Annotated in this window: 15 protein-coding genes; 11 read left to right on the forward strand and 4 right to left on the reverse strand. The window is 67.4% G+C overall.

All coding sequences use genetic code 11. The annotated features are described in order from the left end of the window. The first annotated feature begins 59 nt into the window (after positions 1-59). The 5 genes from CTP10_RS07350 to CTP10_RS07370 all read left to right on the forward strand — a co-directional run bounded on the left by CTP10_RS07350 (position 60) and on the right by CTP10_RS07370 (position 4,809). Positions 60-1,061: a Bug family tripartite tricarboxylate transporter substrate binding protein gene (locus CTP10_RS07350; RefSeq protein WP_116323361.1), complete on the forward strand. Its 1,002-nt coding sequence runs from the start codon at positions 60-62 to the stop codon at positions 1,059-1,061. A 124-nt stretch (positions 1,062-1,185) separates the two neighbouring features. Then, complete coding sequence (locus CTP10_RS07355; RefSeq protein ID WP_116323360.1) at positions 1,186-2,184, forward strand: tripartite tricarboxylate transporter substrate binding protein; 999 nt, start codon at positions 1,186-1,188, stop codon at positions 2,182-2,184. Positions 2,185-2,267: 83 nt separating this feature from the next. After that, positions 2,268-3,263, forward strand: coding sequence for a Bug family tripartite tricarboxylate transporter substrate binding protein (locus tag CTP10_RS07360; RefSeq protein ID WP_116323359.1), 996 nt, complete (start codon positions 2,268-2,270; stop codon positions 3,261-3,263). A gap of 33 nt (positions 3,264-3,296) precedes the next feature. Continuing rightward, on the forward strand, positions 3,297-4,238 hold the full coding sequence (locus tag CTP10_RS07365) for a 2-hydroxyacid dehydrogenase (RefSeq protein WP_116323358.1): 942 nt from the start codon (positions 3,297-3,299) through the stop codon (positions 4,236-4,238). 142 nt (positions 4,239-4,380) lie between these two features. Then, complete coding sequence (locus CTP10_RS07370) at positions 4,381-4,809, forward strand: TOBE domain-containing protein (protein WP_116323357.1); 429 nt, start codon at positions 4,381-4,383, stop codon at positions 4,807-4,809. A gap of 96 nt (positions 4,810-4,905) precedes the next feature. Here the strand turns inward: CTP10_RS07370 and CTP10_RS07375 are convergent, their stop codons facing one another. Continuing rightward, positions 4,906-5,244, reverse strand: coding sequence for a DUF2188 domain-containing protein (locus CTP10_RS07375; RefSeq protein WP_158577752.1), 339 nt, complete (start codon positions 5,242-5,244; stop codon positions 4,906-4,908). Positions 5,245-5,717: 473 nt separating this feature from the next. Here CTP10_RS07375 and CTP10_RS07380 point away from each other — a divergent pair, with 473 nt between their 5' ends. Further along, a complete protein-coding gene (locus CTP10_RS07380; protein WP_116323355.1) occupies positions 5,718-6,563 on the forward strand; it encodes a class II glutamine amidotransferase in 846 nt (281 codons plus the stop codon). A gap of 27 nt (positions 6,564-6,590) precedes the next feature. On the opposite strand, the gene CTP10_RS07385 is transcribed toward CTP10_RS07380, so the two are convergent. The 3 genes from CTP10_RS07385 to CTP10_RS07395 all read right to left on the reverse strand — a co-directional run bounded on the left by CTP10_RS07385 (position 6,591) and on the right by CTP10_RS07395 (position 8,736). Continuing rightward, positions 6,591-7,259, reverse strand: coding sequence for a ProQ/FinO family protein (locus CTP10_RS07385; protein WP_116323354.1), 669 nt, complete (start codon positions 7,257-7,259; stop codon positions 6,591-6,593). A 57-nt stretch (positions 7,260-7,316) separates the two neighbouring features. Continuing rightward, on the reverse strand, positions 7,317-7,907 hold the full coding sequence (locus tag CTP10_RS07390; RefSeq protein ID WP_116323353.1) for a helix-turn-helix transcriptional regulator: 591 nt from the start codon (positions 7,905-7,907) through the stop codon (positions 7,317-7,319). A gap of 160 nt (positions 7,908-8,067) precedes the next feature. Next, positions 8,068-8,736 carry a GntR family transcriptional regulator gene (locus tag CTP10_RS07395; protein WP_116323377.1) on the reverse strand — a complete coding sequence of 223 codons (669 nt, stop codon included), beginning with the start codon at positions 8,734-8,736 and terminating at the stop codon, positions 8,068-8,070. Between the two features lie 302 nt (positions 8,737-9,038). Here CTP10_RS07395 and CTP10_RS07400 point away from each other — a divergent pair, with 302 nt between their 5' ends. The 5 genes from CTP10_RS07400 to CTP10_RS07420 are packed head-to-tail and all read left to right on the forward strand — an operon-like array spanning position 9,039 to position 15,298. Further along, positions 9,039-10,286, forward strand: coding sequence for an MFS transporter (locus CTP10_RS07400; protein ID WP_116323352.1), 1,248 nt, complete (start codon positions 9,039-9,041; stop codon positions 10,284-10,286). Positions 10,287-10,326: 40 nt separating this feature from the next. Further along, positions 10,327-11,082: a LamB/YcsF family protein gene (locus CTP10_RS07405; protein WP_116323351.1), complete on the forward strand. Its 756-nt coding sequence runs from the start codon at positions 10,327-10,329 to the stop codon at positions 11,080-11,082. Positions 11,083-11,116: 34 nt separating this feature from the next. After that, positions 11,117-11,929, forward strand: a complete 813-nt coding sequence (locus tag CTP10_RS07410; protein ID WP_116323350.1) for a putative hydro-lyase — start codon at positions 11,117-11,119, stop codon at positions 11,927-11,929. Positions 11,930-11,957: 28 nt separating this feature from the next. Next, complete coding sequence (pxpB, locus tag CTP10_RS07415) at positions 11,958-13,562, forward strand: 5-oxoprolinase subunit PxpB (protein ID WP_116323349.1); 1,605 nt, start codon at positions 11,958-11,960, stop codon at positions 13,560-13,562. Between the two features lie 5 nt (positions 13,563-13,567). Continuing rightward, positions 13,568-15,298, forward strand: a complete 1,731-nt coding sequence (locus tag CTP10_RS07420) for an acetyl/propionyl/methylcrotonyl-CoA carboxylase subunit alpha (protein WP_116323348.1) — start codon at positions 13,568-13,570, stop codon at positions 15,296-15,298. Positions 15,299-15,349 lie beyond the last annotated feature (51 nt).

A 15,349-nucleotide genomic window follows, 5' to 3' on the forward strand; every position in this document is an offset into this window, starting at 1 on the left:
CCGAACACGCCAACGACGAAAAACACAGGCCGGCGCGACCGGCCAAGGCAGGAGACAACATGCAGCAAGGCATTGCAGCCGCAAGGCGCGGCGCCCGCACGCTGGCCGCGTGCGTGGCTTTTGGCATCGGCGCGCTGAGCGCGCCGGTGCAGGCGCAGGACAAATGGCCGTCGCGGCCGATCACGTGGGTGGTGCCCTTTGCGGCCGGCGGCTCGACCGATATCGTCGCGCGCACCATTGGCCAGGAAGTGTCGCGTGCCCTCGGCCAGCCGGTGGTGGTGGAGAACCGGCCCGGCGCCGCGGGCGCGGTCGGTGCGGGCTATGTGGCGCGCGCCAAGGCGGACGGCTACACGCTGTTCGGCGGCACCATCAGCACCCACGCCATCAACGCCAGCCTGTACAAGAACCTGTCGTATGACCCGGTCAAGGACTTCGAGCCGGTCAGCCTGGTCGGCTATGTGCCGAACGTGCTGATGGTGAACGCGGAGCTGCCCGTCAGCAACGTGCAGGAACTGATCGCCTACGCGAAAAAGAAAAACGGCCTCAGTTTCGCCTCGTCCGGCGCGGGCACGTCGACCCATCTCGCCGGCGAGCTGTTCGCCGACCTGGTCCACGTGCCGATGACCCACGTGCCATACAAGGGCAGCCCGCAGGCCGTGCAGGACGTGGCGGCGGGGCTGGTGCCGTTCCTGTTCGACCAGCTTACCGCGGGCGAGGCCATGATCAAGGCCGGCAAGCTGCGCGCGCTGGCCGTGACTTCGCCGAAGCGCTCGGCGCTGCTGCCCAAGGTGCCGACCATGGCCGAGGCTGGCGTCAGCGGGTTTGAGATGGTGTCGTGGCAGGCGCTGTATGCCCCGCGTGGCACGCCGACGGAAATCGTCCAGCGCCTCAACGCCGAAGTCGTTCGTGCGCTGAAGCAGCCCGCGGTGCAGCAGCGGCTGAACCAGCAGCTGGGCATGGAGATCGTGGGCAGCACGCCCGCGGAGCTGGCCGGGCTGATGGACAAGGAGATTCCGCGCTGGGCGGCGTTGGTGAAGAAGTCGGGGGCGAGGGCGGAATAAGCGGCCGTCGCCACATCAAACGCTGAATCGCAGCGCGAGCCGTCGTGGACGCGTCCCTCTCCCGCAAGCGGCAGAGGGGAGAAACCGACAGCTCCGATTCATGAACAATCAGGCAGGAGACACCATGAACTTCAAGCCCCGCTTCCCCCGTTCCCCCCGCATCGCCGCCGCACTCGCCGCGGCAGCGCTCTGCATCGCCTTCGCCCCCACCAGCGCCCGCGCCCAGAGTTATCCCACCAAGCCCATCACCATCGTCGTGCCGGCATCGCCCGGCGGCGCCATCGACCTTGTCGCGCGCCTGGTCGGCCAGAAGCTGACCGAGGCCTGGGGCCAGTCGGTCGTGGTCGACAACCGCAGCGGCGCCACCGGCATCGTCGGCACCGACCTGGTGGCAAAGGCCGCCCCGGACGGCTACACGCTGGCATTGGTGGCAAGCAGCCACGCCATCAATCCAAGCATGGTGCGCAAGCTGCCGTTCGACACCGTCAAGAGCTTCGAGCCGGTCGCGCTGACGCATGTGGTGCCGCTGATGCTGGTGGTGTCGCCCTCGATCCCGGCGAAGTCGGTCAAGGAACTGATCGCCTACGGCAAGGCGCATCCCGGCCAGCTGTCGTTTGCATCGAGCGGCTCGGGCGGCGCCCCGCATTTTTCCGGCGAACTGTTCAAGAGCATGGCTGGCCTCGACATGGTCCACATCCCGTACAAGGGCAGCACGCTGGCGCATCCCGACCTGACCAGCGGGCGCGTCTCGCTGATGTTTGACACCGTGGCCGCGATCAACCCGCAGGTCAAGGCCGGCAAGGTGAGGGCGCTGGCAGTCACCACCACCAAGCACGCGGCCATCGCGCCGCAACTGCCGACCATGGCCGAAGCCGGCTTGCCGGGCTACGACACCAGCACCTGGGGCGGCGTGCTCGCGCCCGCCGGCACGCCCAAGGCGGTGATCGACAAGCTCAACGCCGGCATCAACCAGGCGCTGGCCGCGCCGGACGTGCGCGAACGCCTGCTCGCGGCAGGCATCGAGCCCGCCGGCGGCAGCCCCGCGCAGTTCTCGGGCTTTATCCAGACCGAGATGGTCAAGTGGGCCAAGGTGGCCAGGAACGCCGGCATCCAGCCGGAATGACACGACGCGCACGACGACGCGCATCCCGACAACGCTCATCCCGACAACGCTCATCCCGACCACGCCAATCGAACGAGACAGCCATGCCTGACCGCACTCCCTCCACCGGCCGGCGCCGCGCGCTGCTGGCCCTGTGCCTCGCCGCCGCACCGCTGCTGGCACCGGCCGCCCATGCGCAAGCCAACTGGCCGACACGGCCGGTCACGATCATCCTGCCGTTCACGCCCGGCGGCGGCACCGACATTGCCACGCGGCTGGTAGCACAGCGCCTGTCGCAGCTGTGGGGCCAGTCGGTGCTGGTGGACAACCGGCCCGGCGCCGCTGGCAACGTCGGCCTGGAACTGGCGTCGCGCGCCAAGCCGGACGGCTATACGCTGGTGGCGGGCAATGTCGGTACGCAGTCGATCAATCCCACGCTGTACAACAAGCTGTCTTACGATCCCAACCGCCTGGTCCCCATCACCGAGATGGCCGAACTGCCGTTCGTGCTGGTGGTGACGCCCAAGCTGTCCGCCAGGACTGCAAAGGATCTGGTCGCGCTGGCCAAGGCACAGCCGGGCAAGCTGTCGTTCGCCAGTTCCGGCACGGGCGGCTCGCCGCACCTGTCCGGCGAGATCTTCAAGGCCGCTACCGGCACCGACATGCTGCACGTGCCCTACAAGGGCGGCGGCGCTGCCATGAGCGACCTGATGGCGGGCAACGTCGACATGCTGTTTGCTTCGGTGCTGGAGACTGCCTCGCACGTCAAGGCGGGCAAGCTGCGCGCGCTGGCGGTCACCGGCACGGTGCGCTCGCCCGCGCTGCCGGATGTGCCCACGCTGGCGCAGGCCGGCATCGCCGGCGCCGAGTCCGGCTCATGGGTGGGCTTGCTGGCGCCGGCCGGCACGCCCAAGGACATCGTCGACAAGATCGCCGCCGGCGTGAAGCAGGTGGTGGCGCTGCCCGAAGTGCGCCAGCAGCTGGTGGAGCAGGGCGCGATTCCCGTCGGCAGCACGCCGCAGCAGTTCAGCGAGCTGATCGCCACCGACCGCAAGCGCTACGCCAAGGTCATCGTCGACAACAAACTGCGCGCCGACTGACGCGCGCGCCTCTCCTCAAAGGACCCCTTGCGCATGAAACCCCGCCTGTTGCAGCACGGCCGCCTGCCTGAAGCCACCGAAGCACGCCTGGCCGAGCACTTCGATGTCCACCCGTTCTGGACCGAAACCGATCCCGCCGCCTTCCTGGCCCGCCACGGCAGCGAGTTCGTCGCGCTGACAACGCGCGCCGCGATCGGCGCAGATGCCGCGCTGCTGGCCGCGTTGCCGTCCCTGCGCGTGATCTCCAGCTTCGGCGTCGGCCTGGACAAGCTCGATCTCGACAGCGCGCGCCGCCGCGGCATCGCCGTGGGCTATACGCCGGACGTGCTCAACGACTGCGTGGCCGATACCGCGTTCGCGCTGCTGCTGGACGTCTCGCGCAAGGTCAGCGCCGCGGACCGCTTCGTGCGCCGCGGCGAATGGCCGAAGGGGCAGCCGTTCCCGCTGGCGACGCGCGTCAGCGGCAAGCGGCTCGGCATCATCGGCATGGGCCGCATCGGCCGCGTCATAGCGCACCGCTCCGTGGGTTTCGACATGGAAGTGCGTTATCACAGCCGCAACCCGGCCGATGACGCGCCTTATCCTTACGAAGCGTCGCTGGAAGCGCTGGCGCGCTGGGCGGACTACCTTGTCGTCGCCACCGCCGGCGGACCCTCCACGCGTCACCTGGTATCGGCGGCCGTGCTTGATGCACTGGGTCCCCAAGGCTTCCTGATCAATATCGCGCGCGGTACGGTGGTGGACGAGGCGGCGCTGGTCGATGCGCTGGCGCAGCAGCGCATCGCAGGTGCCGGCCTTGACGTGTTCGAGGACGAGCCGAACGTGCCCGAGGCGCTGTTCGGGCTGGACAACGTCGTGGTGCTGCCGCATATCGCCAGCGCCACCCATGAAACGCGCCAGGCGATGGCGGAACTGGTGTTCGAGAACCTGCAGCGGTTCTTTGCAACCGGCGCGGTGAAGAAGTCGGCGATCTGATGCATGGCCACGGGCCGATGATGATGGCTATCAACCCGGACCACTGTTGCATTGCCCCGATTGGGATCACACTAGCTGCCTTGGCCTCGCGCCGCCATCAGGCGGACGCCAGAGAGGTACATCAACCAACAAGGAGAACAAAGTGATTACTAGTGCGCGCAACCAGTTTTCGGGTGAGGTTTCGTCGGCCGCGCATGGTGCCGTCAACGACGAAGTCATCCTGCGCCTCTCAGGCGGCCAGGAAATCGTTGCCACCGTTACCAGCGAAAGCGCCGCGCGCCTCGGGCTTGCCCAGGGCAAGAAGGCCGTCGCCATGATCAAGGCGACTTCGGTGATCGTCATGGTCGACGTCGACGCAAGCAAGGTGTCGGCGCGCAATGCGATCAGCGGCAAGGTGACCGACCTGAAGAAGGGCGCTGTCAACACCGACGTCACCATTACCGATGATGCCGGCCTGGCGATCGCGGCCATCATCACCAACAGCAGCGCCGACCGCCTCGGCCTTGCCGTCGGCAAGCCGGCTGCGGCGGTCTTCAAGGCATCGAGCGTGATCGTGGGCGTGGAGAGCTGAGGCAGCGGCGGCCGGCATCAGGCCCGCTGCTTCACCTCGGCGTTCGGTGCGCCGCCTGCGCCGCCCTCGGCAGCGCGACCCGCGCGGCAGCAGGCGCTATCCAACCGAGGTATTGCGGGCTTTTTCAGAAATCCCCGGCTGTTCGGCCGGCAGCACCGGTTTGTCGACGCATCCAACCGGAGCGACCGGCGCAATCGGCGCAATCGGCGAGATGGCGTCGGTGGATGGCATGGCACGGGAGCAATCAATACGCTGGATGATGTCGCCGTTCTTGTCATGCACATAGAGCATCGCCTGTCGCTCCACGGCGAGCGATGTGGCGAGGGCAATGGCGCTGGTCATGTCGAGGCCGACCTGGAGGCGTCCTTCCCCCTCGGCCGCGATTGCCCAGTGCCCATCGAAAACAACATGCACATTGCAGTTCTGAACAGGCATTGGCTGCTTCCTCCGTGGCGGGCCCAATGGACCCTTCGAGACATTGTAAACACAAGCTACCATGGGATTGCCCCGAACGGGTGCGCCCGGAACTCGCGGGATTCGGACGCATTGGGTCTGGTGATTTGACTTACTGGCGCCCGGAACATTCCTTGCAAGTGCCGTACCGGGGCGCGATTGCCGCGCCATCCTGCAGGCAGGCAAGGCCCCGCCACGCATACAGCGACGGGCGCAATACCCGAGGGCGGACGCTTTTGAAAAACATGCATGGATTGCCCTGGCGCGTGTAGATTTCGCTGCGAGCGATTCCGCTCCGGGCTAACGCGTGTGTGCGGCAGAAAGCATACTGAAACCACCGCCGGCACCACTTCTGCGCAATCCGCAGCATGCACTTTGCCGTTCCGCCGTTGTCGTTCTACAACTGGAGAATGGCCCGGAAAGGCACCGCGCCGCACTTGTCGAGGAGACACATCATGTGCCGCTGGCTGGCGTACTCGGGCAGGTCCGTTCCGCTGGAAGCGGTGCTGTTCCAGCCGGAACACTCGTTGATCGACCAGAGCCTGAATTCCAGGCTCGGCCATACCACCACCAATGGCGACGGCTTTGGCGTCGGCTGGTACGGACGCCACTCCGAGGTGCCGTTCCGCTACCGCTGCCTGCATCCGGCCTGGAGCGATACCAACCTGCGCGAGACGGCGCGCGCGGTGCGGGCGCCGCTGTTCGTGGCCCATGTGCGCGCTGCCACCGGCACGCCCACGCAGGAGACAAACTGCCATCCGTTCCGGTTCGGCCGCTGGCTGTTTGTCCACAACGGCCTGATACGCGAATACCCGCTGCTGCGGCGCGACCTGATGATGGCCGTGGCACCGCACCTGTTCCGCTGGATCGAGGGATCGACGGACTCCGAGGTGATGTTCTTCCTGGCGCTGACCTTCGGCCTGGAGCGCGATCCGCGTGGCGCGCTGGAGCAGATGGCGGGGCTGATCGAGGAGGTCGGCCACCGCAATGACGTGCAGTTCCCGCTCAACATGACGGTGTGCGTGACCGATGGCCAGCAGGTCGTGGCGGCGCGCTATTCCAGCGAGACCGACTCGCGCTCGCTGTTCCACAGCACCTCGTTCCGGCAACTGCGCGAGCTCTATCCGGACGACCCGCGCATCATCGCCGCAGGCGACGATGCCTTCCTGGTGTTGTCAGAGCCGCTGATCGACGTGCAGGGGGTCTGGGAGGAAATCCAGGAGGCGACCATCCTGGTGGCCAAGAGCGGCCAGATCGAGTACAAGCGCTTCGTGCCGCGGCTGCCGGAGCCCGCAGCCTAGGCGCTTGCGTGCCTGAACTGGGAATAATCAGGCGGGGTTTCCGGGCGTCGACGGTTCCGCGGATTGTGCCGGCTGTGCCTGTGCCAGTTCTGCCGATTGCGTCGGTTCTGCCGATTGCACCGTTTGCGCCGTCTGCTTGGGTTGCGGGCGTCCCGTGGCGGGGCGGCTGCGCTGCAGGTGTCGCGCGCGCCGGGCATCGGCTTCGGTGACCTGTCCGACGGCCTCGCCGGCAAGGTCCAGGCGCGCCGCGCCTTCCACCATGCAGTTCCAGTAGCGTGCGCCGCGGCACCAGGTCCGGATCGCGTCGCGCAGCTCGGCCTCGGTCAGCTTGAGTTCCTGCGCGTGCTGGACCATGTCCTGGAAAATACCGACCTTGAGCGGCACCTTCGGAGCCGGGCTCTTCGGGAAGACGGTGGGGAAGCGCTTTTGCAGCCTGGCGATGGCGAGGACCACCGGATCGACCGGTTTTTCCGGTGCGGCCGGGGCGGCATTGCGTGCGCGCGGCGGCTTGCTGCCCCTGTTGCCCTTGGTGCCCTTGGTGGCGTTAGTACCCTTGGCACCCTTGGTGCCGTTGGCGCCGTTAGTATCCTTGGTGCCGTTGGTGCTCTTGGTTCGTTTTGCAGACTCGGCCGCCTTTTCGGCCTTTGCCTGTTCCACGAGTTTTGCCTTCAGCGCCGCCAGTTGTTCGAAGCCCATTGTGTCAACACATGTAAACGTGGCGGCATTGTATCAGGGTGCCGTCATACTCACCGATCAGCGCTCGCGCGACAGGTTTTCAAGCCACAGGCTCATCAACCCGGCCCGGCCCCTGACGCCGAATTTGCGGAAGATCGTGGTGACGTAGGAATGGGTGGTGGAGACGGCGAGGCCCAGGCGCTGGGCAATCTGCTTCTCCGAAGCGTCGGTCAGCAGCAACTGCAGGACCTTCTGCTCATGGGGCGCGAGCGGCACCGGGGAAAACGCCAGGCCCAGCTCGACCACGCTTTTCTTCCTCAACGCCGTGACATCGCGCGCGACCCCGACGCGCATCCGTTCCGACTGCAGCCATCCGGCCGACCACATGATATGGACCGCGTTGCCGTCCTTGTGCCGGTAGCGGTTCTCGAAGCCGATCCGCTTCTTGCCGGCCATGACTTCCTTGGCCTCGATGATGGTGCGGTCGCGGTCGTCCTGCACCACCAGGTCGATGATGGACTGGCCGGTGATTTCCCTTGGCGTGTAGCCGAAGATGCCCTCGCAGGCCGCGCTGACGTACTGGATGCGGCCGCTGGTGTCGACCAGGAACATGGCATCCAGCATATGATCCGCGACTTCGCTGCGGTCCTTCCCGATCTCGTTCCCCATGGCAGTCTGGAAAAAATACCGCAGCTGGTGCGCTGCGCCGACCCGCGTGCCGCCGGGTTCCCATGCAGGTGAAGACTAGTCGACGCTATCGCACCTGTAAATAACGCCAAGGGGGGTGCGCCAGATCCCTTCAGATCCCACCAGATCACTTCACATCGCTTCAGCGGCCCTTGAATACCGGGTGCCGTGCGCACACCGACAGCACGATGCGCTCGGATTGTGTCAGGTAATCGTTCAGCGCCGCCGCGCATTCAGCCAGCTTGCCGGCCTCGAACAACTGCAGGATGTGCTGGTTCATTTCGACGTATGGACCATGCAGGAATTCCGGATCCTGCAGCATGCCGAACGCCAGGCGCAGTTCCGCGAGCAGGTGGGAGAACATCACGTTCAGGCGCTCGCTGTCGGCCAGTTCAACGATCGCCATGTGGAATTCCATGTTGGCGGTGCCCGCACCCTGCCAGTCGCCGCTGTCGCGGCAGCGCAGGCCCATCTGCACCGCTGCGCGCAGGTGCTTTCGTGAAGGATGGCTTGGGTAGGCCTGGGCAATGGCCTGGCATTCGATCAGCCGGCGCACGCGATAGATGTCGATGATCGACGCGATGCTGGGGATCGCCACCGACACGCCGCGGTTAGGCTCATGCTTGAGCAGGCCCTCCTTGGTCAGCACGCGGAAGGTCTCGCGCAGGGTGTTGCGGGAAATCTGCAGGCTCTCGCTCAGCGCCGCTTCCGACAGGCGCTGCCCGGGCTCGAACTCGCCATGCACGATGCGCTGGCGGATCTGTTCCGTGACCCGCTCGGCCAAATTCTTGACGTCAGGTGTGGAGGACATGGTGGCTGATTCGGGCACCGGTTCATTCCGGTGGCGCCCGTGACCGGATGTTAGCGCACTTTGTTCAACAATAAGCACTGGATTGGTGCTGGTGACGGGCCATTACAGTGCTTTAGGTGTATACCATGATCGATCAACGCCAAAGATTGTTCAACAATATCAGTGCGGTGGTTGAGTGATACGTGCCGATAGGTCAACATGGCATGCGATTTGCTAAACAACGCCGGTGAAACCGAACATCGTCGTGAGATAACGCGACGAGCTTTCTCCCACGCTTTGTCCATCTCTTAGTGAGCGCAACCATGTGGCTTAAAGAAACTACCGGAGAAGAGCGCAAGACGCTCTTTGCCGCTTTTGTCGGCTATGGCGTCGATGCCTTCGACTACATGATCTACACCTTCATGATCCCCACGTTCATTCTCGTGTGGGGCATGACCAAGGCCGAAGCCGGCTATATCGCGACCGGCGCGCTGATCAGCTCGGCCGTCGGCGGCTGGCTGGCCGGCATCCTGGCCGACAAGTACGGCCGCGTGCGGATCCTGCAGCTGACCGTGCTCTGGTTCAGCTTCTTCACCTTCCTGAGCGGCTTCACCAATTCACCCGAGCAGTTGTTCGTCACGCGCATGCTGCAAGGCCTGGGCTTCGGCGGCGAATGGTCGGTCGGCTCCTTGCTGATCGCCGAGATGATCCGCGCCCGCCACCGCGGCAAGGCCGTCGGCCTGGTGCAGAGCAGCTGGGCGGTCGGCTGGGGGCTTTCGGCGGTCGCGTTCTGGGCGGTCTATGCCCTGGTCGATCAGCAATACGCCTGGCGCGTGCTGTTCTGGACCGGCGTGCTGCCCGCGGTCTTTATCCTCTACATCCGCCGCAATATCAGCGAGCCCAAGGTGTACCGCGAAACCCAGGCAAAGCTGGCCCGCACCGGCGAAAGCAACAACTTCATGCTGATCTTCAAGCCCGGCGTGCTGCGCGTCACGGTGCTGGCCAGCCTGCTCGCGACCGGCATGCAGGGTGCCTACTATTCGGTGACCACGTGGCTGCCCACCTACCTGAAGATGGAGCGCAACCTGTCGGTGCTCAACACCAGCGGCTACCTGATGGTGCTGATCGCAGGCTCATTCGCCGGCTACCTGACCAGCGCCTGGCTGTCCGACCACCTGGGACGCCGCCGTTGCTTCATGCTGTTCGCGGTAAGCGCGGCCATCCTCGTGGTCTGCTACACGCAGCTGCCCATCACCGACGCGGCGATGCTGGTGCTGGGCTTCCCGTTGGGCTTCTTCCTGTCGGGCATCTTCTCGGGCATGGGGGCTTACCTGACCGAGCTGTACCCCAGCCATATCCGCGGTTCGGGGCAGGGCTTCTGCTACAACTTCGGCCGCGCGGTCGGTTCGATCTTCCCGGCCATGATCGGGCACATGAGCGCATCGATGTCGCTGGGCGTGGCGATCGGCTACCTGGCCGCCGGCGCCTATGCGCTGGTGGTGGTCGCCTGCCTGATGCTGCCGGAAACCCGTGGGCGCGAACTGCTCGGCGAGGCCGAGGCAGCGCACTGAAGTACTAAAGCACCGAAGCCCTGAAGCACCGAACCACACTATGCATATCGATCTGAACAGCGACCTCGGCGAGAGCTTCGGCGCCTGGAGCATGGGCAACGATGCCGCCATGCTGGATATCGTCAGCAGCGCCAACGTGGCCTGCGGCTTCCATGCCGGCGATCCGGCAGGCATCCTGCAGACGCTGAAGGCCGCGGCGGAGCGCGGCGTCGTCGTGGGCGCGCACGTTTCGTATCCTGACCTGCAGGGCTTTGGCCGCCGCAACATGGACGTGGCCAGCGCCGACCTGGTGGCTGACGTGATCTACCAGATCAGCGCACTGTCGGGCATGGCCGCCACCGTCGGCACCTCCGTGCGCTATGTGAAGCCGCACGGCGCGCTCTACAACACCATCGCCAGCGACGAACGCCAGGCGCGCGACGTGATCGCCGCCATCCGCGCGGTGAACCCGGAACTGGCGCTGGTGGCGCTGGCCGGCTCGCCGCTGGTGGGCTGGGCGCGCGAGGCCGGCCTGCGCGTGATCGCCGAAGCGTTCGCCGACCGCGCCTACACGCCGCAGGGCACGCTGGTGTCCCGCCGCGAGAAGGGCGCGGTGCTGCACGATGCCGCCGACGTGGCGCAGCGCATGCTGCGCCTGGTGCGCGAAGGCACGGTGCTCGCCATCGACGGCAGCGTGGCGCGCGTGGAAGCGCAATCGATCTGCGTGCACGGCGACAGCGACGGCGCGCTCGAGATGGCGCGCGCCGTGCGCGCCGCGCTGGAGCGCGACGGTATCGCGATTCGTGCCTTCGCCTGAGCCCCCTGGCCCTGAACACACTGGAGAAACACCCATGCAAGCATCCGCACTGGAACGCGCCCGCATTGCCGCGGTGAACGCCGCCCGCGAAGCGCGCGCGAGCTATCGTGCCGGCACCGTGCAGCCGACCGCCGGCATTGCGCCGGGCATGACGCAGGCCAACATGATCGCCTTGCCGCGCGACTGGGCCTGGGATTTCCTGCTGTACGCGCAGCGCAATCCCAAGGCCTGTCCCGTGCTCGACGTGATCGAGGCGGGCGCGCACCAGACCACGCTGGCCGAAGGCGCGGACGTGCGCACCGACATTCCGTTGTACCGCGTCTGGCGCGACGGCAAGCTGGTGGAAGAGGTGGCCGATGCCACGCCGCTGTGGGCCGAGCATCCGGACCTGGTCACCTTCCTGATCGGCTGCAGCTTCACCTTCGAAACGCCGCTGCAAGAGGCCGGCATCGAGGTGCGCCATATCGCCGACGGCTCCAACGTGCCGATGTACCGCACCAGCCGCCAGTGCCGTCCCGCCGGCCGCCTGCATGGCGAGTTGGTGGTGTCGATGCGGCCCATCCCCGCGCACCGCGTTGCCGATGCCGTCTCCATCAGCGGGCGTTTCCCGTCGGTGCATGGCGCGCCGGTCCACGTGGGCGACCCGGCCGCGCTGGGCATCGCCGATATCGGCAAGCCTGACTTCGGCGACGCCGTGCGCATCGAACCGGGCGAGATCCCCGTGTTCTGGGCCTGCGGCGTCACGCCCCAGGCGGCCGTGATGGCGTCCGGCGTGCCGTTCGCCGTGACCCACGCGCCGGGCCATATGTTCATTACCGACGTGCCGGACAGCACGTACCACGTCTGAGACCGCCGGGTCCATTGCGGAGCTAGTCTTGCGTTTCCTGCCCGTCACCTCGAATGCCCTGCTGGTAGAGCTGGCCGACCTCGGCCAGACACTGGCCCTGCTGGCCTCGCTGCAGCGCGATCCGCTGCATGGCGTGGTCGAGCTGGTGCCCGCCGCGCGCACCATCCTCGTTCACTTCCGCCCCGCGGCCACCAGCGCCGCGGCGCTGGTGCGGGCCATCGCCGCGCGCGACCTGTCGCAGCGCGTCGAGCGCAGCGACATCCTGGTCGAAATCCCCGTGCGCTATGACGGCGAGGACCTGGCCGAGGTCGCCGGGCTGCTCGGCATCACGCCGGAGGAAGTCGTGCGCCGCCACACCGGCAGCGAATACACCGTGGCCTTTACCGGCTTTGCCCCGGGCTTTGCCTACCTGAGCGGCGGCCATCCCAGCTTAGACGTGCCGCGCCGCAGCACGCCGCGCACGCGCATTCCCGCCGGCGCCGTCGGCCTGGCGGGTACCTTCAGCGGCGTGTATCCGCAAGCCAGCCCCGGCGGCTGGCAGATCCTCGGCGTGACGCCGGTGGCGATGTGGGACCTGGATCGCGACCAGCCCGCGCTGCTGCAGCCTGGCTATCGCGTGCGCTTTGTCGATATCGCGACACTCAATGGCATGGCGGATCCCACCGGCGCCATTGCCTCCGTCGCGCCGGTGCGCGCGGCATTGCCGGCGGACAAGGCACCTGCCGCCGCGGCGCTGAAGGTGAAGGGCACCGGCCTGCAGACCGTGTTCCAGGACCTGGGCCGGCACGGCCAGGCGGGGCAGGGCGTGTCCGCCTCGGGCGCGATGGACCAGGCGGCGCTCAAGGCCGCCAACCGGCTGGTGGGCAATGGCAGCGATGCCGCGGCGCTCGAGACCATCGGCGGCGGCCTGCAGCTGCAGAGCGTCGGCGAGAGCGTGCTGGCAGTCACCGGCGCCGATGCGCCGCTGACGGTGCGCACCGTCGATGGACGGCAATGGGAAGTCCCGAACCACCAGGCCGTGGCGCTCGCCGATGGCGACACGCTGGCCATTGGCCAGCCGCTGGCCGGCGCGCGCTGCTACGTGGCCGCGCGCGGCGGGTTTGCGGTGGCACCGGTGCTGGGCAGCTGCGCCACCGACACGCTGGCCAGGGTCGGCCCCGCGCCGCTGGCGGTGGGCGATGTGATCGACCTGCGGCCGGCTCCGGCCGGCGCCATCGTGGGCACCCCCGAAATGCCTGCCGAGAACCTGCCCACGGTGGAGCAGGAGGTCGTGCTGGACGTGGTGCTTGGCCCCCGCACCGACTGGTTCACCGCCGAATCCGCAGAGCGTCTGGCCGCGCAGCGCTGGCAGGTTACGCCGCAATCCAACCGCGTGGGCCTGCGCCTGGCCGGCGAAGTGCCGCTGGCGCGCGCCATCTCCGGCGAGCTGCCCAGCGAAGGCACCGCGCTCGGGGCGCTGCAAGTGCCGCCGAGCGGCCAACCCGTATTGTTCCTGGCCGACCATCCGCTGACTGGCGGCTATCCCGTGATCGGTGCCGTGGCGCCTTATCACCTCGACCGCGCCGGACAAATCCCGGTCGGTGCCTGGCTGCGCTTCAATCCCGTCGGCGCCTTCGAAGAACTGCAACCGTAACTGCCATGAAGAAAGTCCTGATTGCCAACCGTGGCGAGATCGCCGTTCGCATCATCCGCGCCTGCGCCGACTATGGCGTGGCCTCCGTCGCCGTCTATGCCAACGCCGATATCGACGCGATCCACGCGCGCCTGGCCGACGAAGCCTACGGCCTCGACGGCGACCGCCCGGCGGACACCTACCTGAATATCCCCAAGCTGCTGGAGATCGCGCGCCGCAGCGGTGCCGACGCGGTGCACCCGGGTTATGGCTTCCTGTCGGAAAGCGAAGCCTTCGCCCGCGCGGTGATCGATGCCGGGCTGACCTGGATCGGACCGTCGCCGGAAACCATCGCCCGGCTGGGCGACAAGGTGGAAGCGCGCAAGATCGCGCTGCAGGTGGGCGCGCCGCTGGTGGCCGGCACTGCTGATCCGGTGACCGACGCCAACGAAGTGCTGGCCTTTGCCGAGCGCCACGGCCTGCCCATCATCATCAAGGCGGCGTTCGGCGGCGGCGGCCGCGGCATGAAGATCGCCTGGCGCATGGATGAGGTCGAAGAGCTGTACGCGTCGGCCGTGCGCGAGGCGGTCACCGCCTTTGGCCGGGGCGAATGCTTCGTCGAGCAGTTCCTCGACAAGCCGCGCCATATCGAAGCCCAGGTGCTCGCTGACCAGCATGGCAACGTGGTGGTGCTCGGCACGCGCGACTGCTCGCTGCAGCGGCGCAACCAGAAGCTGGTGGAAGAGGCCCCGGCGCCGTTCCTGAGCGACGAACAGCGTGCCCGCATCCACGCCGCCGCGCGCGATATCTGCGCCGCCGCGGGCTACACCAGCGCCGGCACCGTCGAATTCCTGCTCAGCACCGGCGGCGCGATCTCGTTCCTGGAGGTCAACACCCGCCTGCAGGTCGAGCACCCGGTGACCGAGCAGACCACCGGCGTCGACCTGGTCGTCGAGCAGCTGCGCGTGGCCGACGGCCTGCCGCTGTCGATCACCGAAACGCCGGCGCCGCTGGGCCATTCGATCGAGTTCCGCATCAACGCCGAAGATGTCGGCCGCGGCTTCCTGCCCACGCCGGGCCCGGTGCAGCGCTTCGAGGCCCCGTCGGGCCCGGGTGTGCGCGTCGATTCGGGCGTGCAGACCGGCTCGGTGGTGCCCGGCACCTTCGACTCGCTGATGGCCAAGCTGATCGTGACCGGCGCCACGCGCGAGCAGGCGCTGGCGCGGGCGCGCCGCGCGCTGCGCGAGTTCAGGATCGAGGGCGTGGCCTCGGTGCTGCCGTTCCACCGCGCCGTGATCGACCACGCCGATTTCCTTGGCGCCGACGGCTTCAGGGTCCATACGCGCTGGATCGAGTCCGACTTCACCGAGCCGCTGGCCGCCGCCGTACGCGCCGAGCCGCAGCCGGATGGCAGCCTGCTGCGCACCGCGATCGAGATCGACGGCCGCCGCATGGTGCTGGGCCTGCCGGCGCAGCTGCTGCGCGGCCTGGCCGACGCGCCGGTGCAGGGCGGTGCCGCTGTTCCCGCGCCGGCTGCCACCACCAATGCCGCCGACCTGCCTTCGCCGATTGCCGGCACGGTGCAGGCCTGGAAGGTCAACGTGGGGGATGAGGTCAAGGAAGGCGACCTGATCGCCGTGATGGAAGCGATGAAGATGGAGATGCAGGTCCATGCCCATCGCAACGGCCGCGTCACGTGGCAGTCGGAAACGGGCGTGTTCCTCGCGGCAGGGGCACGGCTGGCCAGCGTGGAGTAAGCCGCAAGGGCGGCAGGCAGCGGACGCGCATTGCCGCCCATGCCGCAGCGC

It is taken from the genome of Cupriavidus sp. P-10, from assembly GCF_003402535.2.
GTDB lineage: Bacteria > Pseudomonadota > Gammaproteobacteria > Burkholderiales > Burkholderiaceae > Cupriavidus.

Excerpts from the sequence above, each read along its gene's own strand:
- CTP10_RS07405 (WP_116323351.1), top strand. The coding sequence starts at position 10,327 with ATGCATATCGATCTGAACAGCGACCTCGGCGAGAGCTTCGGCGCCTGG.
- CTP10_RS07350 (WP_116323361.1), top strand. The coding sequence starts at position 60 with ATGCAGCAAGGCATTGCAGCCGCAAGGCGCGGCGCCCGCACGCTGGCC.
- CTP10_RS07410 (WP_116323350.1), top strand. The coding sequence starts at position 11,117 with ATGCAAGCATCCGCACTGGAACGCGCCCGCATTGCCGCGGTGAACGCC.
- CTP10_RS07355 (WP_116323360.1), top strand. The coding sequence starts at position 1,186 with ATGAACTTCAAGCCCCGCTTCCCCCGTTCCCCCCGCATCGCCGCCGCA.
- CTP10_RS07375 (WP_158577752.1), bottom strand. The coding sequence starts at position 5,244 with ATGCCTGTTCAGAACTGCAATGTGCATGTTGTTTTCGATGGGCACTGG.
- CTP10_RS07390 (WP_116323353.1), bottom strand. The coding sequence starts at position 7,907 with ATGGGGAACGAGATCGGGAAGGACCGCAGCGAAGTCGCGGATCATATG.
- CTP10_RS07385 (WP_116323354.1), bottom strand. The coding sequence starts at position 7,259 with ATGGGCTTCGAACAACTGGCGGCGCTGAAGGCAAAACTCGTGGAACAG.
- CTP10_RS07395 (WP_116323377.1), bottom strand. The coding sequence starts at position 8,736 with ATGTCCTCCACACCTGACGTCAAGAATTTGGCCGAGCGGGTCACGGAA.
- CTP10_RS07400 (WP_116323352.1), top strand. The coding sequence starts at position 9,039 with ATGTGGCTTAAAGAAACTACCGGAGAAGAGCGCAAGACGCTCTTTGCC.
- CTP10_RS07380 (WP_116323355.1), top strand. The coding sequence starts at position 5,718 with ATGTGCCGCTGGCTGGCGTACTCGGGCAGGTCCGTTCCGCTGGAAGCG.
- CTP10_RS07420 (WP_116323348.1), top strand. The coding sequence starts at position 13,568 with ATGAAGAAAGTCCTGATTGCCAACCGTGGCGAGATCGCCGTTCGCATC.
- CTP10_RS07365 (WP_116323358.1), top strand. The coding sequence starts at position 3,297 with ATGAAACCCCGCCTGTTGCAGCACGGCCGCCTGCCTGAAGCCACCGAA.
- CTP10_RS07360 (WP_116323359.1), top strand. The coding sequence starts at position 2,268 with ATGCCTGACCGCACTCCCTCCACCGGCCGGCGCCGCGCGCTGCTGGCC.